This window comes from Cypionkella sp., assembly GCF_028290025.1.
Classification (GTDB): Bacteria; Pseudomonadota; Alphaproteobacteria; order Rhodobacterales; family Rhodobacteraceae; genus Cypionkella.
In genome coordinates this window covers 1-20,866 of the sequence record NZ_JAQGKQ010000076.1, presented here as the reverse complement: position 1 = coordinate 20,866, position 20,866 = coordinate 1, and the positions used below count along the sequence as shown (strand labels likewise).

At 59.1% G+C, this 20,866-nt stretch carries 16 protein-coding genes; all 16 read left to right on the top strand.

The features are described 5' to 3' along the window. Positions 1-672, top strand: a 672-nt coding sequence (gene tssL, locus JWS10_RS12370) for a type VI secretion system protein TssL, long form (protein WP_299507831.1), incomplete at its 5' end; no start/stop codon positions are given. Then, positions 669-4,244 (top strand): type VI secretion system membrane subunit TssM, encoded by a 3,576-nt coding sequence (gene tssM, locus JWS10_RS12365; RefSeq protein WP_299507829.1) that lies wholly within the window; start codon positions 669-671, stop codon positions 4,242-4,244. The genes tssL and tssM, both read left to right, overlap by 4 nt. Before the next feature lie 15 nt (positions 4,245-4,259). Further along, entirely contained in the window at positions 4,260-4,886 is a 627-nt protein-coding gene (tagF, locus tag JWS10_RS12360; RefSeq protein WP_299507826.1) for a type VI secretion system-associated protein TagF, read from the top strand. Between the two features lie 78 nt (positions 4,887-4,964). After that, entirely contained in the window at positions 4,965-5,705 is a 741-nt protein-coding gene (locus tag JWS10_RS12355; RefSeq protein WP_299483091.1) for a protein phosphatase 2C domain-containing protein, read from the top strand. Next, positions 5,702-8,293 (top strand): serine/threonine-protein kinase, encoded by a 2,592-nt coding sequence (locus tag JWS10_RS12350; RefSeq protein ID WP_299507824.1) that lies wholly within the window; start codon positions 5,702-5,704, stop codon positions 8,291-8,293. The genes JWS10_RS12355 and JWS10_RS12350 overlap by 4 nt, the downstream gene beginning before the upstream one ends. Positions 8,294-8,424: 131 nt before the next feature. After that, complete coding sequence (gene tssI / locus JWS10_RS12345; RefSeq protein ID WP_299507822.1) at positions 8,425-10,254, top strand: type VI secretion system Vgr family protein; 1,830 nt, start codon at positions 8,425-8,427, stop codon at positions 10,252-10,254. Beyond that, on the top strand, positions 10,254-10,850 hold the full coding sequence (locus JWS10_RS12340) for a hypothetical protein (RefSeq protein ID WP_299507820.1): 597 nt from the start codon (positions 10,254-10,256) through the stop codon (positions 10,848-10,850). The genes tssI and JWS10_RS12340 overlap by 1 nt, the downstream gene beginning before the upstream one ends. A gap of 70 nt (positions 10,851-10,920) precedes the next feature. Next, the gene (gene tagH / locus JWS10_RS12335; RefSeq protein WP_299507818.1) at positions 10,921-12,180 is read left to right on the top strand and encodes a type VI secretion system-associated FHA domain protein TagH; all 1,260 of its coding nucleotides are present in this window, start codon (positions 10,921-10,923) and stop codon (positions 12,178-12,180) included. Positions 12,181-12,337: 157 nt separating this feature from the next. Further along, positions 12,338-13,645 (top strand): type VI secretion system ImpA family N-terminal domain-containing protein, encoded by a 1,308-nt coding sequence (locus tag JWS10_RS12330; RefSeq protein WP_299507816.1) that lies wholly within the window; start codon positions 12,338-12,340, stop codon positions 13,643-13,645. 120 nt (positions 13,646-13,765) lie between these two features. Further along, entirely contained in the window at positions 13,766-14,290 is a 525-nt protein-coding gene (tssB, locus tag JWS10_RS12325; protein ID WP_299483075.1) for a type VI secretion system contractile sheath small subunit, read from the top strand. Positions 14,291-14,345: 55 nt separating this feature from the next. Beyond that, positions 14,346-15,833, top strand: coding sequence for a type VI secretion system contractile sheath large subunit (gene tssC / locus JWS10_RS12320; protein WP_299483072.1), 1,488 nt, complete (start codon positions 14,346-14,348; stop codon positions 15,831-15,833). 66 nt (positions 15,834-15,899) lie between these two features. After that, entirely contained in the window at positions 15,900-16,400 is a 501-nt protein-coding gene (locus JWS10_RS12315; protein ID WP_299483069.1) for a type VI secretion system tube protein Hcp, read from the top strand. A gap of 102 nt (positions 16,401-16,502) precedes the next feature. Next, positions 16,503-17,057 (top strand): type VI secretion system baseplate subunit TssE, encoded by a 555-nt coding sequence (gene tssE / locus JWS10_RS12310; RefSeq protein WP_299483066.1) that lies wholly within the window; start codon positions 16,503-16,505, stop codon positions 17,055-17,057. Continuing rightward, positions 17,054-18,991: a type VI secretion system baseplate subunit TssF gene (gene tssF, locus JWS10_RS12305; RefSeq protein WP_299507814.1), complete on the top strand. Its 1,938-nt coding sequence runs from the start codon at positions 17,054-17,056 to the stop codon at positions 18,989-18,991. The genes tssE and tssF overlap by 4 nt, the downstream gene beginning before the upstream one ends. Next, positions 18,988-19,983, top strand: coding sequence for a type VI secretion system baseplate subunit TssG (gene tssG / locus JWS10_RS12300; protein ID WP_299507811.1), 996 nt, complete (start codon positions 18,988-18,990; stop codon positions 19,981-19,983). Before tssF ends, tssG begins: the two co-directional genes overlap by 4 nt. A 32-nt stretch (positions 19,984-20,015) precedes the next feature. Beyond that, positions 20,016-20,866: AAA family ATPase (locus JWS10_RS12295; protein ID WP_366943538.1), on the top strand; the 851-nt coding region annotated here is incomplete at its 3' end.

Here is a 20,866-nt window from a genome sequence, read left to right as displayed (position 1 = left end):
ATGGTCGGCGGGCGGCGGCGGTTTGGCGGCACTCCGCTGTGGGTGATCGGCTCGGTGCTGGGGGTGGTGCTGATGGGCGCTTACTTTGGGCTTTCGACTCTGATCGCGCAGGAGGGGTCTGTGGTGTCGCAACGGCTGCTGTCGCTGACGCCGACCTCAAAGATTTCACTGGTGCGAGCCGTGGCGTTTACACCGTTAGAGGTGGCTCCGGTGACGGAAACCAGCCAGCTGGATCGGCTGCAACAGAAGATGAAGGACGACATTGCCAGCGGGCTGGTGGCCGTCGATATCAAGGGTGATTTCATCTTCATCCGCGTCAGCAACGCGGCGCTGTTTGCCAGTGGCAAGGCGGAAACCAAGCCCGAATTCGACGCCTTGGCGGCAAGGATCACGGCGGCTTTGGATAAAGAACCGGGGCCGGTTTATGTCTGGGGCTACACCGATAACGTGCCGATGTCGGGCCGCGGACGGTTCAAGAATAACCACGATCTGTCGCAAGCGCGGGCCGAAGCCGTGCAAAAGGTGCTGGCGGTCGGCATGACTGACCCGACGCGCTTTGAGGTTGAGGGCAAGGGTGAGGCCGAGCCCATTGGCGACAATAGCACCGAAGATGGTCGTAGCGCCAATCGCCGGGTGGAAATTATGATCAAGCGGGAAGAGACTTTGCAATGAAGTGGGTCAAACTCGCGTTAGTTATAGTTGGTTTTCTGGCGTTTTCCGCCGTGGTCTGGTTTGCAGGCCCGCTGATTGGTTTTGGCGAAGCACATCCGTTTGATCCGGTTTGGGTGCGGGCGCTGATCATTGGATTGTTGGCGTTGGTGCTGCTGGTCTGGGGGCTGATCGCGTTTTTGCGCAGGCGCAAAGGAAGTGCGGCGCTGGAGAAGGCGATTGTGGTCGATACGCCTGCGGGCGATGGGCGCGAGCTTGCCAGCCGAATGACTGCGGCTTTGAATACGTTGAAGAAGTCAGGCAATTCAAAGACCTATCTCTATGACATGCCTTGGTATGTGATTATCGGGCCGCCGGGTTCGGGCAAGACCACAGCGCTGATCAACAGCGAGATCAAGTTTCCGCTGTCGGGCCAGCAGGGCGGTTTGCAGGGCTTTGGCGGCACCCGCTATTGCGATTGGTGGTTCGCCGAAGACGCCGTGATGATCGACACGGCGGGGCGCTATACCACGCAGGACAGCGATGAGGGGACGGATAAAGCTTCTTGGACCAGCTTCCTGAATTTGTTGAAGAAATACCGCCCTAAGCAGCCGATCAATGGGGTGATATTGGCGATTTCGGTGGCCGATCTGATGAACGCGGGGCCCGAGAAGATTACCGCTCATGCCGAGACGATCCGGGCGCGGCTGGGGGAAATCCATGAGACGTTGAAGGTCGATTTCCCGGTTTACGTGATGTTCACCAAGGCCGATCTGATCGCCGGGTTCCGCGAGTATTTCAGCAGCTTTGCGGCGGGGCGGCGCAAGAAGGTTTGGGGTGCTACCTTCCAGACCGAAAACCGCAAAGAGCAGACGTTTGACCGGGTTGCGGGCGAGTTTGATGCGTTGGTGGCGCGGTTGTCGGATGAGGTGATTGACCGTTTGTCGGAAGAACCCGACGGCGTGAACCGGATCGCGATTTTCGGGCTTCCGGGTCAGATGGCGATGCTGAAAGACGAGGTGGAGAGCTTCTTGCGGCAGGTGTTTGAGCCGACGCGCTACAAAACCAGCGCCATTCTGCGTGGGTTCTACTTCACCTCTGGCACGCAAGAAGGCACGCCGATTGATCAGGTTTTGGGCGCGATGAGCCGTAGCCTCGGCGTGCAGGCACAACTGTCGGGCAAGGGCAAAAGCTACTTCCTGCATGACTTGCTGACCAAGGTGATTTTCGGCGAACAGGGCTGGGTTTCCTATGATCGCAAGGCGGTGCGGCGGGCTTCTGTGCTGCGCATGGGCTTGACGGCTGCGATGCTTTTGGGCTCAGCCTTGGTGCTGGGGGCTTGGGGCTATAGCTATCTGAACAACCGCACGATGGTGGCCAATGCTCAAGCCGCGATGGCGGATTATGAGCTGGCGGCGACCGAGGATTTGCAGGCGATAGAGGTTGAAGACACCGATTTCCTGCGCATCAGCAACGAGTTGAAGCTCTTGCGCACGATGCCATCGGGGTTTGAGTCGCCAGAGGAACCCGAGGGCGACTGGACGCGCGGTTTCGGGCTGTCGCAGCAGGGCGCAATCCGGCAGGCGGCGCGCGATGCCTATGCGCAGGGGTTGGAGCGGTTGCTGCGGCCTCGGCTGGTGTTGCGGGTGGAAGGCCAGTTGCAGCAGTTCGTTTTGGCGAACGAGCCGATCCCGATTTATGAGACGTTGAAGGTGTATAAGCTGCTCGGAGGGGCTGCACCTGCGCCGCAAGACGATCTGGTTAGAACGTGGTTCCATGACGATTGGGAGCAGGTATTGTTCCCCGGCATTAACGAAGAACCGGCGCGGGATATGCTGAACAAGCACCTCGCGGCGATGCTGGAACTGGATGATACCACAGCCCCGACGGTGGAGCTGAACGCCGATCTGGTCGCCAAGGCGGAAGTGATCTTGGCGCGGATGTCGGTGGCGGATCAGGCTTATTCTTTGATCGTGGCGACGGCACCCGTTTCGGGTCTGCCCGATTTCAACGTGGTGGAACGCGCGGGGCCGGATGCGCGGCTGGTGTTTGAAACGGTGGACGGGTCGGACCTTGGCACGCTGACGGTGCCGGCACTTTATACCTACGCCGGGTTCAACGACTTCTTTCTGGAACAGTTGGCGGCGGTCGCGCATAAACTTGAGACCGAACAATGGGTTATGGGCGAGCAGGCGGCGGCAGCAAAGGTGGATGAGCAGTTGTCGCGTCTAGGGCCGCAGTTGTTGGCGCGCTATCGCGAGGATTATCTCGCGGCTTGGGATGCGGTGCTATCCAACATCAAACTTGCACCGATGGCGGCGGATAAGCCTGCTTACATGGCCTTGTCAGCGGCCTCCTCACCTACGACTTCACCGATTTTGAAGCTGGTTGAAGGGATTTCGGCGGAGACCAAACTGACGCAAGCGGTGGTGCCAGAGGGCGCGCTGGATCAGGCTTCGGCGGATGCGGGCGCGGTCGCGGGCGCAATCACGCAGGCAGGCAATGATGTGACGCAGATGGTTGCCAGCCGGACCTCGGGCTTGCAGCGGATTGGCCTCGATATAGCACTTGCGGCGGGCAAATCGCAGAAGCGGGCGGGGGTGGCTGCGGGGGCTGGGCCGACGATACCGGGGGCCGATATAGAGGCGCAGTTTGCGGAATATCACGCGCTGCTGGAAGGCACGCCGGGGACGCGGCCGATTGATGCGTTGCTGAACTCGTTGGGCGCGATCCAGCAGGGATTGGTGATTGCGGCGGGGTTCAATCAGGCAGAAGCCAATGCGCAGATACCGGCGCTGATCGGGCAGTTGAAGACGGCGGCCAGCCGTTTGCCGCCGGAACTGTCGCGGATGGTCGGCGAGGCAGTGGATAATTTTGAGGGCGATGCGGCATCGACGGCTGTGGCGCAGATCAACGCCGATTTGACCTCGCAAGTGACGGCGGTGTGCGAGGGCATTGTGGACGGGCGCTATCCGTTTTCGAAAAGCCCGGCGCGGCAGGTGCCTTTGTCGGAGTTTGCGCAACTGTTTGCACCGGACGGCGTGCTCGATCGTTTCTTCAACGCCAACCTTGCCATCCACGCCAACATGGGCGCGGGCGATTGGACGTGGCGGGATGACAGCCCGCTGGCGAACAAGCTTTCATTGCAAAGCCTGCGGCAGTTTCAAAAGGCCGCGGCTATTCGTGATGCGTTTTTCCCGGGGCGATCGCCTGTGGTGAAGCTGGATGTGACGGTGAACCAAATTACCGCGCATGATCGGATCAAGCAGTCGATTTTGGTGATCGACGATCAGCCGATCCAGATGCGCAAGGCGGGCAATACGCCGGTGACGGTGACGTGGCCGGGGGGTGCCGGGAATACTTCGGTGCAGTTGCTGCCCGAGATGAACAACCGTGAAAGTCAGATCGTTTATCAGGGGCCGTGGGCGTTTTTGCAATTCCTGCGCGACGGCAATCCACGGCAGATCGGCGATGTGATGCAGGTGGATTATGTGATTGGCGGGCGCAATATCACCTATGAAGTCCGGGTGAACGCGTTGGTCAATCCGTTCAACATGGCGGAATTGCGCGAATTCCGCTGCCCTACCGGTTTGTAGATGGGGGCCTCTGACATGCTGGCACTTTACGGCAAACACCCGTCGAAGGGCGATTTTATTGGCGGTGGCTTGCCAGTGCAGGCTGGGCTGGAAGGGTGGCTGGATAGCGCCTTGGCCGAGGCGAGGCATGGGCTGGATTCCGACTGGGAGACGGTTTGGGGCTTGGCGCGCCCGCTTCGGTTCTGGATCGGGCCGAGCATTTGGGGCGAAACTTCAGCTGGGGTGCTGGCGGCAAGTGCGGATAAGGTCGGGCGGCGGTATCCGCTGCTGATCGCAGGCTTTGGGGCGGGGTGTCCGCCTTGCCCGGTGATTGATCCGGTGCAAGATTGGCACGGCGCAGTAGAGGCAAAGCTGGTCGAAATGCTGGCGGGCGAGACTGCTGAGTTGAATGGGTTTTCCGCCCGCTGCCAAGCCCAAATGCCAAGCGGCCCGCCAGAGTTTTGGGCGGCGCGGCCCGGTGCGGATGTGGTGGGGCTGCTGGAAGACATTGCGCTGACCGACCACCACCGCGCCAGCCACAACCGTAGTTATTGGTGGATAGCAGGCGATGACTTCGGCCATAGCCAAGTCTGGGCGGGCGAGGGATTGCCCTCGGGTCATGTTATAGCGTGGTTTTTGCGAGGCTATGCCGAGAATGGCTAGGCAGATGCACCGCTTTCCGCCTATGCTGGCGCTAGTTTTTCAGCCCATCGGGCAAGGTTGTTTTATGCAGGAGGGGCGATGATCGAGGCTCCATTTCAGTTCGAGACCGGGGCCGCGACCGATACGGGCCGCGTACGTGATCATAATGAAGACAGTTTGCTGACATTGCCAGAGGCCGGGGTTTGGGTTGTCGCCGATGGCATGGGCGGGCATCACGCGGGCGATTTCGCCAGCCGGACAATTGTGGAAAGTGTGGCCTCGCTGGGCCGTCCGGTTTCTGCGCCCGATCTGCAAGCGCGCTTCATGGATCGGATTTTGCGCGCGCATCAGCTGATTCAAGACCAATCCGCGCTGTTGAATGGCGCGACAGTGGGGGCAACTTTGGTGGCTTTGCTGGCGTTCGATCAGCACTTCGCCTGCGTTTGGTCTGGCGACAGCCGGATATATCTGCTGCGTTCCGGGCAGTATACTCAGGTGACGATGGACCATACCGAGGTGAACGAATTGGTGCGCACGGGTGCTATCACCGCCGAACAGGCGCTGACTTGGCCGCGCCGCAATGTGATCACGCGGGCGATTGGGGTACATGCGACACCGCAGACGGATGAGCGTTCCGGTGGGTTGGCCGATGGTGATGTGTTCCTGCTGTGCTCGGATGGGTTGACCGAGCATGTTGAAGATCACGAGATGGCAGAGGCTTTGGTGCGATTTGCGCCGCAAGCCGCCTGCGATGCGCTGGTGCAACTGACCTTGCAACGCGGGGCGCGGGACAATGTGACGGTGTTGGTGGTGAAGGTCGCGGCGAGGGCGCGGTTATGACAGACGCCTCCAACAATGACGGGGAGAAAAGCCCGAACCATGCAACCACGGTGTCTTCCGGCACCCTGATCATGGGCACCTATGAGATTGAGCGGCTGATCAACTCCGGCGGCATGGGTGAGGTTTATCGCGGTCGCAACATCCACAATGACGAGCCTGTGGCGATCAAGATCGTGCTGCCAAGCCTCGCACACGACCCGAAGATCGTGGCGCTATTCCAGAAGGAAAGCACCACGCTGTCCCGGTTAAGCCACGAAGCTATCGTGCGTTATCATGTCTTTACCGTCGATCCAACCATCGGGCGACCCTGCATGGTGATGGAGTTTGTTTCTGGAACTGCAATGTCGGACCGCATTGAGCAAGGCCCGATGCCGGTCAATGAAGTGCGGGTGATGCTGCGTCGGGTGGCCTCGGGCTTGGACAAGGCGCACCGGGCGGGCGTAGTGCATCGCGACCTGTCGCCAGACAATGTGATCCTTGAGGATGGCCATGTTGAGCACGCCAAGCTGATCGACTTTGGCATCGCGAAATCGACCGCCTTGGGGGCGGGAACGCTGTTGCAGGGCCAGTTCGCGGGCAAGTTCAACTGGGTCTCGCCGGAGCAGTTGGGGGCGTTTGGCGGCACGGTGGATGGCCGGTCGGATATTTACTCGCTGGCCTTGGTGACGGCGGCGGCGAGCAAGGGCGAAGTGCTGCCGATGGGCGCGTCGATTGTCGATGCCGTTGGCAAACGCGCCGGTGTGCCGGATTTGACCGGGGTGGACGCAAGCCTAGTGCCGCTGTTGTCGTGGATGTTGCAGCCCGACCCTGCGATGCGACCCGCCAGCATGGCGGCGGTGATGGCGGCGGTGGATAACCCGGCCTTGGTGCCGCAGATAGCACCGCCTGCGCCAAAAGCGCCCGACCCGAACCGCACGGTGATTGGCGGGGCGTTGCCGATACCCGAGCCGAAGGCTGCCCCAGTGGCACCGCCGATCTCGGTCGCTCCGGTTTCTGTAGCTCCGGTTGCGGTGAAAACTTCGGCCCCGGTGGCAGCCCCCGAAACCGAGGATTTGAGCCCCTTCGATACCCCGGGGGCGGCGATGCGTGCTCCCATGGCCGAACCGTTGGCGGTGAAGAATAGCAAAGGCGGTGTGATTGCCGTGGTGGCGCTGTTGGCTTTGGGCGGCGGTGCGGCTGGTGCGTATTTTGGCGGGGTGTTTGACGGCAAAGCGGTGCCTGTAGCGGGTGAAACTCAAAGCGATGCTGATGCGCGGGTGAAAACCGAACAAGCGCAACAAGCCGCAGCAGATCAGGCTGCGGCGGATGCGAAGGCTGCGGCGGATGCGAAGGCTGCGGCGGATGCACTTGCGGCCAAGCAGGCAGCGGATGCGGCCGCGGCGCAGAAAGCCGCCGAGGATGCCGCAGCCGCCAAGGCCGCAGCGGATGCAAAAACCGCAGCGGATGCTAAAGCGGCAGCAGATGCCGCAAGACAGGCCGATGCCGCTGCAGCTGCACAGAAAGCAGCCGATGAGGCTGCGGCCAAATTAGCTGCCGATGCCGCTGCCGCCAAGCAAGCTGCGGATGCAACTGCCGCTCAGAAAGCGGCTCAGGACGCAGCTGCAAAACAAGCAGCAGAAGCGGCGGCGGCGCAGAAAATTGCCGAAGAAGCTGCGGCCAAGCAGGCGGCAGAGGCGAAAAAATCCGCTGAACTTGCGGCGAGCCAGAAAGCAGCCGAGGAAGCCGCCGCCGCACGGAAAGCGGCGGAGGAAGCTGCCGCGAAACAGGCGGCGGATGCGGCGGCGGCTAAGCAACTGGCTGAACAGGAAGCCGCGCGAAAAGCGGCCGCTGAGGCAGAACTCAAACGCGCCGAAGAAGCCGCTGCGGCACAAAAAGCGGCAGATGAGGCGGCTAAACTCGCAGCGGATGAGGCGGCCGCGAAGAAAGCCGCAGATGAAGCTGCCGCCAAGGCAGATCCGGTAACAGCGCAGCTTGCCTATCTTGCTGGCGTGAAGCCGCCGCTTTGTGGGCTGGTGACGCTGCGGGATGCCAATGCCACGGGGTTTGGGTTGGACGGCTACACTGCCGATCCGGCGGCGCTTGCGGGCTTTGTCAAGGATTGGCGGGCGGCGACCAACACCACGCCTGATCTGGCCGTGCATCAGATCAATGCAGCGCAATGCCCGTTGATCGACTTTGCCCAACGCTTCCCGGCACCGGACGTTGATCCGCTGGCGGTGGTGATGCCGACGGCGGGTGAATTGGTGAAAAGTGGTGCGAATGTCAGCGGCAAGGTCGAAGGGCTTGAGGGCCGCGATTTCGCGCTGTTCCTCTTCTCGGAAGCCGGTGGCGCGACCAATCTGAAACCATGGACGACAATCGGCGCGGATGGCACCGCTAGTTTTGAGTTCAATCTGACGCTGGAACCGAACGCGCCGCCTGCGCCGCAAATTCTACTGGCCATGGTCACGGACAAGCCTTTGCCTGCCTTGGATAAGGTGCCAGCGGGCGTCACTGCGCGATCCTTTATGCCGTTCCTTGAGAAGCAGTTGGACAAAGCCGATGTCAACCCGACGCTGAGTTTCGCTTATTTCCGGTTGGAGAATTGAGCGAGGCGCAGACGCGAACCGGGGCGCTGCTTTTCTTGCCAGATCGGCGCGGCTTGATGTAACGTGGCGGTATCCGGGGTTATTTTCCCCAGCCTGCCCGTTTTACGCATGAATTTGAAAGCGATACCCAGATGGCCACTACTTTTTCACAGGACAATCGCATCGGACGGATGTTCACGCCCCTAGCGGCGAACGATTTGGTGCTGATTGAATTTTCTGGCAGCGAAGCGGTGAATGCGATCAGCCAGTTTCGCGTCACAGCGCTTTCCGCCAAACCGATTTCCGCGATCGAGCCTTTGCTCGGCGAAGGTATTGCGATTGAGATCGTCACGCCCTTGGGTGATTTGCGGCCGTTTCACCAAATGGTCGATGCGATCCGCTATCTCGGGCCAGAGGGCGACAATCATGTCTATGAGTTTGAGCTGCGGCCGTGGTTCTGGCAATTGTCACGCCGGATAAACTGCCGGATATTCCATGAGATGAACGTCGTCGATGTCATCCGCGAAATTGTGGATGAATATGGCAACTCGGATGTGGCGGGCTTCATTGATCTGACCGTCGGCAGCTTCCCGCAGATGGAATATGTCGTGCAATACAACGAGTCTGACATGGATTTTCTGTGTCGGCTGATGGAGCGGTTTGGCATCAACTACCATTTCCAGATGGAGAAGACCCGGCACTCACTGGTGATGACGACGGGGGCTGATGCGTTCAAAGACGCTCCGGCCTCACCGCGGGCTTTTAGCCCTTTGGGCAGCCGGGGCGACAACACTGCCGAGAATTTTGATGCGTGGTCGCCGCAACGTCAGCTGACCACGGGGGCGGTGCGGCTGACAGATTACAACTTCAAGACCGTCTCTGCGCAGATGGAAGTCAGCCGCGAAAATCTGCGCGGCTTTGTCGGCGCGAATATGGAAAGCTTTGGTTATCCCGGCGTTTATCTGACGGCCGGCGAGGGTAATCCCATCGCGCAACGCCGCTTGGATGCCTACCGGATGGCGGACGCGACCGTGCGGGCGCAGGGCAACGCGACCAGTCTCGGGGCGGGGATGAAGTTCACGCTATCAGCGCATTCGGATGCCGGGCAGTTGTACGAATATGCGGTGCTCGGGGCGCATCATTTCGTCTCCAACGGCACGTTCCGCTCGGGTGGCGGCGTGGCCTCGGACACCGCCTATCAGGGATCTTATGTGTTGACCCGCAGTGCCAACCCGATTGCACCGCAACGTCTGACCCGACCGCCACGCGTAAACGGTCCGCAAACTGCGCTGGTTGTAGAAGGTGCCGAGGGCAATATTGACGAGTTTGGCCGCATCAAGGTCAAATTCTTCTGGGCACCCGATGACGTGTCGATGTTTTGCCGGGTTTCGCAGATCTGGGCGCATGAGAACTGGGGCACGATCTTTGTGCCACATGCAGGCATGGAAGTGATCGTTGAGTTTCTCGATGGCGATCCAGATCAGCCATTGATCACCGGCTGCGTGTGGAATCAGAAAAACGGGCCGGAAATGCCCGCGAACCATCTGACCAGCGGTTTCAAAACCGTGCGCAACAACCAGCTGTTCTTCGATGACACCGAAGATGCCGAGAAAATCTACATTCGCGCGCAAAAAGACATGACGCGCGATGTGATGAACGACGACAGAGCCACCACTAAGGGCAACCAGACTCTGAAAATTGACGGGAGCAAAAGCGAAAGTGTCGGTGGCGGAGTTTCCATCAACGTTGGCGGCGACGAGAGTCACAAGGTCACGGGCGCGCTGACGATTGAGTCGAAGAAAAAGATCGAGTTGAAGGTTGGCAGTTCAAGCATCACGATTGATGAGACTTCGATCAAGATCAAAGCTTTGAATGTTGAAGTTGAGGCGACAGCTATGCTGAAGACAAAGGCGGGTGCTATGGCGACGCATGACGGTGGGCCGATGATGATTATCAAGGGCGCTATGGTGATGATCAATTGATGACACCCGGTACCGATACAACTCCGCCAACTAGTCTGGAACCTGCACCGGGGCTGCGGGTGCAGCTGTCACGTCAGCTGTTCGGCACCATGCCTGAAATCGCCAACGACATTACCGCGCAACCCGGCGAGGGCGAGCATGTCTTCGATTTCTCACGTCGCCTGCGTTTGGGTGAGACGCCAGAGGAGGCAATTTCACTGATGGCCTTCGCGCTTCAGCCGCGTCCAGCAGTGTGGTGGGGGCATGAATGTCTGAAAGCCACGCCCGAGCTGCTGACCGCGCAAGACGTCGATATGCTTTCGATATGCGCCGCATGGGTGGCCGAACCGACCGAGGCCAACCGTTATGTGGCGCTGAATGCTGGCCTACACGCAGCAGTGCGCGGCCCTGGCGCTTGGCTGGCGCTGGCTGCTGGATGGGCCAGCGGATCAATGGCTCCCGAAGGTTTACCGCCCGCGTTGGTGCCGATGTTTGCGATTGGACGCGCGTTAAATGCCGGGATTTTAACGGCGCTGGCGCGGGTGCCGCAAGATAAGCGGCGCCGGATGCTGGATCACTACGTCGGCATGGCCGAGGTGCTGGCAAAAACCGCGTAGCCGCTTTATCTTAGTCCCACAGCCTCTTGGTCGTTGCGGCTAAGACAGAATCTCCCTTGGAATTGCCCTAATGAAGCTGACTTTACGGATCGAGAATTTGGATAGCCTGCCGGATGGCGGGCCGCTGGAGTTTTCGGCCGTTTCGCGCGGGTTTGAAGTGGGCCGTGATTCCGCGATGGATTGGACGCTGCCTGACACCAACCGCCACATCTCCAGCCGGCATTTTGAGGTGACATTTCGCGATGGCCAGTTCTGGCTGAATGACATCTCGACCAACGGTACTTTTGTGTATGGCGCGTCGATGCGGGTGTCATCGCCGTTCGCGCTGACCCATAACGAGCGGCTGCAAGTCGGCCAGTATATCATCCGCGTTCTGGTTGTTGATCAGGCCGGGGGACATGTTGCAGCCCCGCTGGCAGCGCCCGCATCAGACCCGTGGAGCCTTGGGCCAAGCCCTTCTCCGATGCCGCAATTTTCCAATACGCCCCTGCCCGCGCCGAGCAGACCATCTTCTGCACTCGCTGGGCAATTTGGCGACAGCTTTGTCGAAAATCCACGCCCCGCCGCGTTGGTACCGACCACACCGCCGCATGATTTACCGATTGCGCCGCCCGCCAACCCATTGCCGACCGTCAACGCCCCAACTGCGCCGCCGGCATCAACGGCTCCGCCCGCTCCACCGCTACCCACATCTGAACCGTTCCCTTCAAAACCCGTTCCGGTGGCGATCGAAACTCCGGCTGACGCATTGCCGCTGCTGGATGCGATCTGCAAAGGCGCGGGCCTGCCTGCGGGCAGTTTGTCCAAGGTTGATGTGACGCAACTGGGCGAAGACATTGGCAAATGCTTGCGGATTGCCACCGAGCAGATGATGGCGCTGCTTGGCGCGCGGGCGGCGGCGAAGCAGTTTGTGAAAAGTTCCAGCCGTACGATGATCGGCGGCATCAACAACTCGCCGCTGAAGTTCAAACCAAACGCGACAGAGGCGCTGACGACGATGTTCGCGCCAAAAACCGAAAGCTATCTCGGCGCAGTTGCGGCATTTTCCCAAGGTTTCGACGACGTAAAGCGCCATCAGACGGCGGTTTATGCCGCCATGCAACCAGCTTTGGCGCGGTTGTTGGAAGACCTTTCGCCTGAGTCGATTGAAGAACGATCCACGGGGGGAATCATGACCTCAAAGAAGGCGCGGGCCTGGGAATTGTTCGTTGAACGCTGGGATGCAAAGACGCATCCTTACGAAAATGGTATGCTGGACGTGTTTCTAGCCTATTTCTCAGATGCTTACGACGAGGCGGTAAAGTCCGCCACTCCGAAAAAGGGCGGTTGACCATGCCGCAGCGCGGCAGTAGCCTTCACATAAGTTTTGCAAAGGACCGACAATGACTGCCGCATTGATCACCCTTCTTCTTGGTACTGGCCTTTTGGCCGCCTTGCCCAAACCGCAGCCTGTGCGTGTTGCCGCGAACCGCAAGTAAATCTTCCCGGTGCGGCTGGATGATCTGATCAAGCCGATTGCTCCGGACGCGCCTTGCGGTGAAGACCTGCTGGCACTCGATGATCCCGATTTCTGCGATTACTACTTCGCCGTCGAAGATCGCTTGCCCACCAGTTACTTCAACATGGTGCGCGGCACTTTGTTTGATTCCAAATCCGTCGATCAAAAGGCCGAGTCATCGCAGATAGATGCGCTGCTGAAACGCAGCCGCGATTTGCGCCTGCTGGGGCTTGAGGCTAAGTTTCAGGTGCTTTCGGGCCGCTTCAAGGGCTTCGCTGATGCGGTGATGGGTTTTGCCAACCTGATTGAGTCGTATCCCGCCGACGTGCATCCGACTGATCCGGTGGACCGCAAGAACGCGATCGAAGAACTCAACGCGCTGGCGACGGTTGCGGCACCGCTAGATTACGCGATCTTGCTGACCGACAAACGCGTTGGCGATATCATATATCGCAGTTACGGCACCGCCACAGGCAAAATCCCGCCGCGTGAGGGCGAGCAGCCGGGCGACGCCGGGGCGATCACTGGTGCGCTGAGTTCATCCGAAAACGCCAAGGCGGTTGATACGCTTTATGAGCAGCTTACCGGTATGCGCGCTGCAATTAAGACCGTCATTCAGCTGTCACAATCCGGGCCGAAGCCATTCACACCAAAGCTGGATCGGCTGGATGAAAAACTCGCCGATATTTTGGCAATGGTCACTTCGGCGCGGGGCGATTTGGGCGGAACTGCCTCCGCTGTCGTGCAAGGTGCCGAGGCCGCAGATGTATCTGGTGCGGTGGCGGTTGCTGGCGGGGCTGGCACCACGATTACGGTGCAGACCGGAACTGCCGAAGTGCCAAACCACCGCGCAGCCTACCAGCTTTTGCAGGCGGTGGAGCGATACTTTGCCACCACGGAACCCGCCTCGCTGGCTTTGGTTCTGGTGACGCAATCGCGGCTGTTGATCGGGCGGCCCTTGGTTGAAGCTCTTGACGCGTTGCTCGAAAACTCAGCGGGTTACGCCACGATCAGCTTTGGCAGTGAGACCGGCTTTTCGATCTCTATGGCGCGGATGCGCGATCTGTCGGGGCAAGCGAACATCTCCAGTGATGATTTCTCGACCCCCAGTGAAAACGACCCGGTGGCGACCGAGGTGATCAGCCGTGAACATGCAGGCCAGATCCTGAAGCAGATCGAAGATTTCTTTCGGATGCGGGAACCTGCGAGTCCGATACCAATACTACTATTCAAAGCCAGAAATATGCTGTCTAAGGACTTCCACGCACTCGTGCGCGAATTGATTCCGCCTTCTTAAGTTTTTACCGATCTGACCACCTTCTATTTGACCAAATGCCACTTTCGGGCGCACAGTTGAAATCTGTTGACTTGTGAGGCCCGCGCGGCTTTCTTTTCGTATTTAGACAGGAGAATTGTTATGGCTTCCTCCGATTCAGCCACTGGCTTCATCAAACGCAATCGCCCTCCGCGGGTACAAATTTCCTACGCTGACCCGATCGAAGCGAACAAGCAGGTCGAACTGCCGTTCGTAATGGGGATCATGTCCGATTTGTCGGGCAACGCCAGCAAAGTTGAAAAGCCGCCCGTCGCGGATCGTGAATTTACTGCCGTGTCGTCAGACACGCTGGACGACTTCATGGAAAGCGTCTCGCCCGGCTTGGCGATCAATGTTGACAACAAGCTGGACCCAGAGCAGGGCGGCAAACTGTCGATCAACCTGAACTTCAAGAAAATGGCCGATCTGTCCCCCGGCGAGATCGCGCGGCAAGTGCCGGCGCTGAACAGCCTGCTGGAAGCGCGTCAGCAATTGGCCAACCTTGCCCGCTACATGAACGGCAAATCCGGCGCGCAGGATCAGCTAAAGCAGCTGCTGGCAGATCCAAAACTGATGGCAGCCTTGGACGAACGCCGTGCCGCCGCCAAGCCCGAGGGCGAAGAATAACCTAGCGCTGCACTTTCATGCGCGCATTCCACCAAGACATTTTTAGGACATCGACATGGCAACTGAATTGCAACAAGACGGCGGAGCCGGTGGCGCCCTTCACGAGCTGGACGAATTTTCGGCCATCCTGAAACAGAACTTCAAACCGCGCAGCGATGTTGCTGCGCGCGAAGTTGAAAGTGCGGTGGGCACGCTTGTCCGTGAAGCCCTCGCCGATGAAACCGTGATTTCTGACGATATCTTGGACACTATTGACAAGATGCTGGCCAAAATCGACGAAAAGCTGTCGCAGCAGGTCAACGAGATCATCCACAACGCCGAGTATCAAAAACTGGAAAGCGCTTGGCGCGGCTTGGCTTACACGGTGAACAACACCGAATCCGATGCGACGCTCAAGCTGCAAGTTATGAACATCTCGAAGACCGAACTCGACAAAGAACTGCGCGGCTATCCGGGTGCCAAATGGGACCAAAGTCCGCTGTTCAAGAAGATCTACGAGGCTGAGTTTGGTCAGTTGGGCGGCCAACCGTTCGGCGCGCTGGTTGGCGATTACACCTTCGACCATTCCTCCAGCGATGTGCGCCTGTTGCGCGATCTTGGCAAGATTGCCGCCGCCGCCCATGCGCCGTTTATCACCTCGCCCGCGCCAACCCTAATGGGGATGGACAGCTGGAACGAACTCGGCAATCCGCGCGATCTGTCCACCGTGTTTGATACGCCCGATTATGCTGGCTGGAACTCGCTGCGCGACTCGGAAAATTCGCGTTACATCGCGCTGGCAATGCCGCGGGTGCTGGCGCGCTCGCCTTACGGTCAGAATGGCGAACCGGTGGAGGAGTTCAACTTTGAAGAAACCACCGATGGCCATGAGGGCAAGCAATACGCTTGGATGAACGCCGCACATGCGATGGCGGTGAACATCAACCGCGCGCATAAAGAATATGGCTGGACGGTGCAAATCCGTGGCGTCACCTCGGGCGGTGAAATCACCGCGCTGCCGGTGCATAACTTCGATACCGGCGACGGCTCGACCGATATGAAATGCCCGACCGAATTCGCCATCAGCGACCGACGCGAAGGAGAGCTTTCCAAATCGGGGATCATGCCGCTGATCCACCGCAAGAACACCGACCGCGCCGCATTCTTGGGCGCGCAATCGCTGTACCGACCGAAGAAATACCAGAACGAAGAGGCCACGGCCTCAGACAATCTGTCTTCGCGCATCCCTTATATCTTCGCGATTTCGCGCTTCAGCCATTATCTGAAGTGCATGGTGCGGGACATGGTCGGTTCAAACCGCGAGCAGGCGCAGCTTGAAAAAGAGCTGCAAAACTGGATCAACCAGTATGTTCACGGCAACCCAGCAACCGCCTCGGAACGTGAAAAGGCGCTTATGCCTTTGGCAGCGGCCAAGGTGGAAGTGATCGCTGACGAGGAAAACCCCGGCTACTATGTCGGCAGATTCTTCCTTCGTCCGCACTATCAGTTGGAAGGCATGGATATCGGGATGAGCCTGGTGTCCAAGCTGCCGTCCGCTAAATAAGACGCGGCCTTGGACTCTGTTCAAGGCAGCTAAAGTTACTAAAGTTACATTCAAAGGAGAGTACAGATGGCCGGAACAGACATTTTTCTGAAGGTTGGCGGCGGTATTAACGGTGAATCCACCGATGACCAATTCAAAGATCACCTGAATATTGACAGCTATGGCTGGGGCGTTAGCCAACAAGGTACCTTTAGCGCCGGTTCGGGTGCTGGTGCAGGCGCGGGCCGTTCGGTTGTACAAGATATGCATTTCACCAAGCTGATCTGCAAAGCTTCACCCGACCTCATGCTGGCTTGCGCTACTGGCAAGCACATCCCGGATGCTACGCTTTACGTGCGCAAAGCCACCGGCGACAAAGCCATGGTTTATTTCCAGTTCGCTATGAAAGACGTGCTGGTTTCGTCGTTTCAAACCGGTTCGGGCGGCGGTTCAGGCGCGTTGATCAACGAGCAGTTCTCGTTCAACTTCCGCGAACTGACCCTGACCTACTGGCAGCAAACTGCGGCTGGTGGTCAAGGCGCGAAAACTGAGAAAAAATACGATCTCGCCAGCAACAAAGGCTCCTGATGCCGAAAGCCGGGCGAGGCTTACTCGCCCGGTTTCTCTCCGTCGATCACCGCTTGAACGTTTACCGCTCCCCAGGCGACCTGATCCTAAGAAAGTCGGCCTATGGCAGAGCGTGACGGCCTTTTCCAAGTCTCGTTGATGAACGTGTTCCGTCAGGCCGCCCGCGAACGGGATGCGAAGGCGCGCGACGATACCGCGGTGGACGCCGATGGCCGGGTGCTTTCGGCCCGTAGTATTGAGCGTCGCGAAGGTGCCGGGCAAGCCACGTTGCGCGATCATTTGGCGATCGATCTGGGCAATCTGATGGCCACAGTGCACTTGGAAGCCTCTATCTCTTTGACCGGCCTAGATTATGTGAAGAAATCTATTTTGAATTACGGTATTCCGGATATGTCGCGGCTGACGGTGGATGATCACCGTCATAGCCAAGTGGCGCGCGATTTACGCGACGCGCTGCTTGCGCACGAGCCGCGTTTGATCGCCGAAACCCTGGTGGTGAAAATGCGCCGCCCCGAGGCTGATGCCGCCCAACGCATCGCCTTTGACATCACCGCCGAAATGGCAGCACGTCCGGTTGACGTGCCTTTGGAATTTGTCGCCGAGATTGACACCGGAGCGGGCAAAGTTGCCCTGTCCAACCTTGTGGTGCGCGGATGAACCGGGCTTTCCTAGAGGCGTATAACCGCGAACTCGCCCTGCTGTACGAGGGCGCCAAAGAATTCGCCGAGGATTTTCCCGGCATTGCAGAACGTTTAGGCGGGCTGACCCAAGACAATCTCGACCCCGCCGTGGCTGGCCTGCTCGAGGGTGCCGCCTTCATGGCCGCCCGGGTGCAGCTGAAACTCGACAGCGAGTTTGACACCTTTACTGGTGAGCTTCTCGACCAGTTGTTGCCAAATTTCATGGCTCCGACTCCTTCGGCAATCTTGGCGCAAGCCGACCCGAACTTTGCTGAAGATGAGTTGGAAAAGGGCAAAAGCTTTCCGGCTGGCAGCTATCTTGATGCCCGCTATGTCGATCGTGACCAGCGGATTTCCTGCCGCTTTCGGCTGTCTGCACCGTTGACCCTGTGGCCGCTGCGACTGACCACTGCGCGGTTTGTCGCTGGCCCAACCGGATTTCAAGCGTTGGGGTTTGACGTGGGTGCCGATACTGCGGGCGGGCTGATCCTGTCATTCCTGCGCCCGGTCTCTGCGGCACAGAAGGATAAGCCCGGCAAGCCCGTCTCGGCAATTCAAGCCGACACACTGCCGATCTACCTGACCGGCGATCTGGGCGAGCAAATCTCTGTTTATGAACATCTGTTCACCAACGCGACACGCGCGACGATCCGCTATCTCGATGCACGCGGCGATCCGGTTTTTCTGCGGCTCGAACCCGGCTGGATGGATCAGATCGGCTTTGAAGACGCCGAGGCGATCTTTCCCGAAGACACCCGCGTGTTCCGAGGCTTCACTCTGCTGCGCGAGTTTTTCCTGTTTCCGCAGAAGTTCTTAGGCTTCCGCTTGCAAGGTTTGCGCAAAGTTTTGCCGCGAATCCCGTCGGCCAGCTTTGATCTGATGATAGAGATGAACGCGGTGCGCCCCAGCCTGCCCGCCCGCATCACGGCTGAGAATTTTCGGATGTTCGCAGCCCCCGCAATCAACCTGTTTGAGGAAAATTGTGCGCAGGTCAAACTAGATACTCTGCGCCATGACTACCTTGTCAGCGCCGACAGCAGTCCCGCCTCGCATTACGAAGTGCATCGCATCACCGAGGTTTTCGCCTATTACGCCGGGGTGAAAACCAAAATCCCGGTGCATCCGCTCTATGGTATGCCCGCCGATGTGATGGCCGCGCGTGAGGCGCTTTATTACACCGCGAAGCAGCGCCCCCGCCGCCTGACCGCGCAAGAAAAGCGATTTGGCCAAGTGCAGGGTTACACCGGCACCGAAAGTTTCATCTCGATCTACGAACCCGGCCATCTGGACAGTGCAGAACGGGTGAAACGCTTGCAGATCAAGCTGTTATGCTCCAACCGCCACCTACCGCAATACCTGCCACTCGCGCAGGGCGGCGCAGATTTTCGGCTGAATGATGACACCGCCGTCCCCTTGCGCTGCATTGCGGGGCCAACCAATCCGCGCGAATCGGTGTTGCAGCTGGATGAAAACGCGCCGCATCGCGCCAAGGCGGGGCCGGTGCAATGGCGGCTGATTTCCTATCTGTCGCTGAACTTTCTCGGCCTCGATAACCGCGGCAGCCGCGATGAGGCGGCGGCTTTGCGGGAATTGTTGACGCTGTTCGTCGATGTCTCGGCGCAGGTCACCGACCGGCAGTTGCAGGGATTGAAATCGGTCAACAGCCGCCCGGTGACACGCACCATCCAGCGCGCGGGCGGTTATCACGCGGCGCGCGGCACCGAGGTTACCCTGCGGTTTGACGAGCGCGCCTTTGAAGGCTCGGGTGTGTTCCTGCTCGGCGCGGTGCTTGATCGGTTTTTCGCCGAATACGCAAGCGTTAACAGCTTCACTCAGCTGGTGCTGACCAGCGATCAGCGCGGCACGATCAAAACATTCCCACCGCGCACCGGACAAGGCCCGCTGCTATGAGCGAGCGCCGCGATGCCCTGAAAGCCGACCCCGCCGCGTTTGGTTTTCTGGCCTTGCTGCGCGAGGTAGAACGCGGTCAGCCGACCCGCCCTCGCATTGGCCGCAACGAAAATCTGGCGCAAGAAATGGTGCGATTGGGGCAGGAACCGTTTCAAGCATTTCCTGACCGTAACGTCAGCCAAGTCACTGAAAATGCGAACGGAAAGCTGCGCGTCCGCTCTAACTTCCTAGGCTATTTCGGCCCGCAGGGTGCCTTGCCGATGAACACCACTGCGGAAGTGCAGCAGTGGTATATGTTCAAGGATGAGGCGTTTGTGCGCCTTGCCGACCTGTTTACCAACCGCTTTCAGCAGCTGTTCTTCCGGGCTTGGTCGGATGCGCGCGGTATCACCCAGTATGACCACGGCGGCGATGATCGCTTTCAAACTTATGTCGGAGCATCGGTTGGCATGGCCTCGGGCGCGCTGCAGTCGCGCGGTACGGTGCCCGATATCGCGCGACTGCCCTTGGTTGGCATTGCGATGGCGCGGGTGAAAAGCCCGGTGCGGCTGCGGCAGATTTTGGAAAGCCTGTGCGGCGTCAGCGTTGAAATTGAAGAAAACGTGCCGGTTTGGCTGGGGTTTGAAGCCTCCGATCTGACACGTCTTGGCGCCGCAAACTCTGGGCTTGGGCGGAATTGCCGCTTGGGCAGCCGCGTGCAATCGGTGAGTGAGAAAATCCGCGTTGCCGTTAAAACCGAAAGCCTGCCGCAATATCAAAGCTTTTTACCGGGTGGCAGCAGCTTCCAGCGCCTTACCGAACTTTTATTCACATACCTCGGACACGAAACCGAAGTCGAAATCGCGCCATCCTTGCCCGCCGATCAAATCAGAGGCGTCGCTTTGGGAAAAGCTGGCGCTTTGGGTTGGACAGGTTGGATAGCACCGCCCGCTGCCGAACCCGGAACCTACCGATCTGACGCGGTTTTCGCCTCGGATCGCCGCACCGCCTGACATTTGAAAACGACATTGAGAGGAACCCCGCAATGGCCGATATTAGCCTAGAAACAGTCGCCGGAAAACTGAACCGCGTCGGCTATGACGCGTTTTTACAATCACTCCGCCACGCAAAAAACGAAGGCAACCGCAATGTGGAACTGTCGCATTGGCTGTTTCACATCGTGCAAAACCCGAAATCGGATGTTTCCGCCACGCTGAACCATTTCAAGCTCGACCGCGCCAAGTTGGAGAAAGATCTCGCGCTGGTGATTGACAGTTTCCGCAAGAGCGCCACCGAAATGCCCTCAGTTTCGGAATCGATGACCACGGTGATGGATCACGGCTGGCGCTACGCGACGCTGCTTTTTGGTGAGGCGCAGATCAGGACCGGGCATATATTGGTCGCGGCGCTGAAGGACAAAGAGGCGCGCACCAAGCTGGTGCAGATGTCGAAAGTTTTTGGCGAAATTAACGTCGATACCTTGGTGAATGAGGCGCGCGGTGCGTGGAAAGACTCCGATGAGGAGGATATGCGCCCGATGGATGGCACCGGGGTTGGTCGGGCTGCGGCGGGTGCGGCTGCGGCTGGTGGTCCCACCGGGACCACCGCGCTCGACCGTTTTGCGGTGGATATGACGGCGGTTGCAGCCTCCGGCAAGATGGACCCGATTGTCGGTCGGGATGAGGAAATCCGTCAAATTATCGACATTCTGTTAAGGCGTCGGCAGAACAACCCGATCCTGACGGGTGAGGCTGGGGTGGGCAAAACCGCGGTGGTTGAGGGCTTTGCACAACGGCTGGCGGCGGGCGATGTGCCGCCGAAATTGCAGGGCAACAAGCTGTTCATGCTTGACCTCGGGCTGATGCAGGCGGGCGCGAGCATGAAGGGCGAGTTCGA

Coding starts and splice junctions, on each gene's coding strand:
- tssM (WP_299507829.1), top strand. CDS start 669: ATGAAGTGGGTCAAACTCGCGTTAGTTATAGTTGGTTTTCTGGCGTTT.
- tagF (WP_299507826.1), top strand. CDS start 4,260: ATGCTGGCACTTTACGGCAAACACCCGTCGAAGGGCGATTTTATTGGC.
- JWS10_RS12355 (WP_299483091.1), top strand. CDS start 4,965: ATGATCGAGGCTCCATTTCAGTTCGAGACCGGGGCCGCGACCGATACG.
- JWS10_RS12350 (WP_299507824.1), top strand. CDS start 5,702: ATGACAGACGCCTCCAACAATGACGGGGAGAAAAGCCCGAACCATGCA.
- tssI (WP_299507822.1), top strand. CDS start 8,425: ATGGCCACTACTTTTTCACAGGACAATCGCATCGGACGGATGTTCACG.
- JWS10_RS12340 (WP_299507820.1), top strand. CDS start 10,254: ATGACACCCGGTACCGATACAACTCCGCCAACTAGTCTGGAACCTGCA.
- tagH (WP_299507818.1), top strand. CDS start 10,921: ATGAAGCTGACTTTACGGATCGAGAATTTGGATAGCCTGCCGGATGGC.
- tssB (WP_299483075.1), top strand. CDS start 13,766: ATGGCTTCCTCCGATTCAGCCACTGGCTTCATCAAACGCAATCGCCCT.
- tssC (WP_299483072.1), top strand. CDS start 14,346: ATGGCAACTGAATTGCAACAAGACGGCGGAGCCGGTGGCGCCCTTCAC.
- JWS10_RS12315 (WP_299483069.1), top strand. CDS start 15,900: ATGGCCGGAACAGACATTTTTCTGAAGGTTGGCGGCGGTATTAACGGT.
- tssE (WP_299483066.1), top strand. CDS start 16,503: ATGGCAGAGCGTGACGGCCTTTTCCAAGTCTCGTTGATGAACGTGTTC.
- tssF (WP_299507814.1), top strand. CDS start 17,054: ATGAACCGGGCTTTCCTAGAGGCGTATAACCGCGAACTCGCCCTGCTG.
- tssG (WP_299507811.1), top strand. CDS start 18,988: ATGAGCGAGCGCCGCGATGCCCTGAAAGCCGACCCCGCCGCGTTTGGT.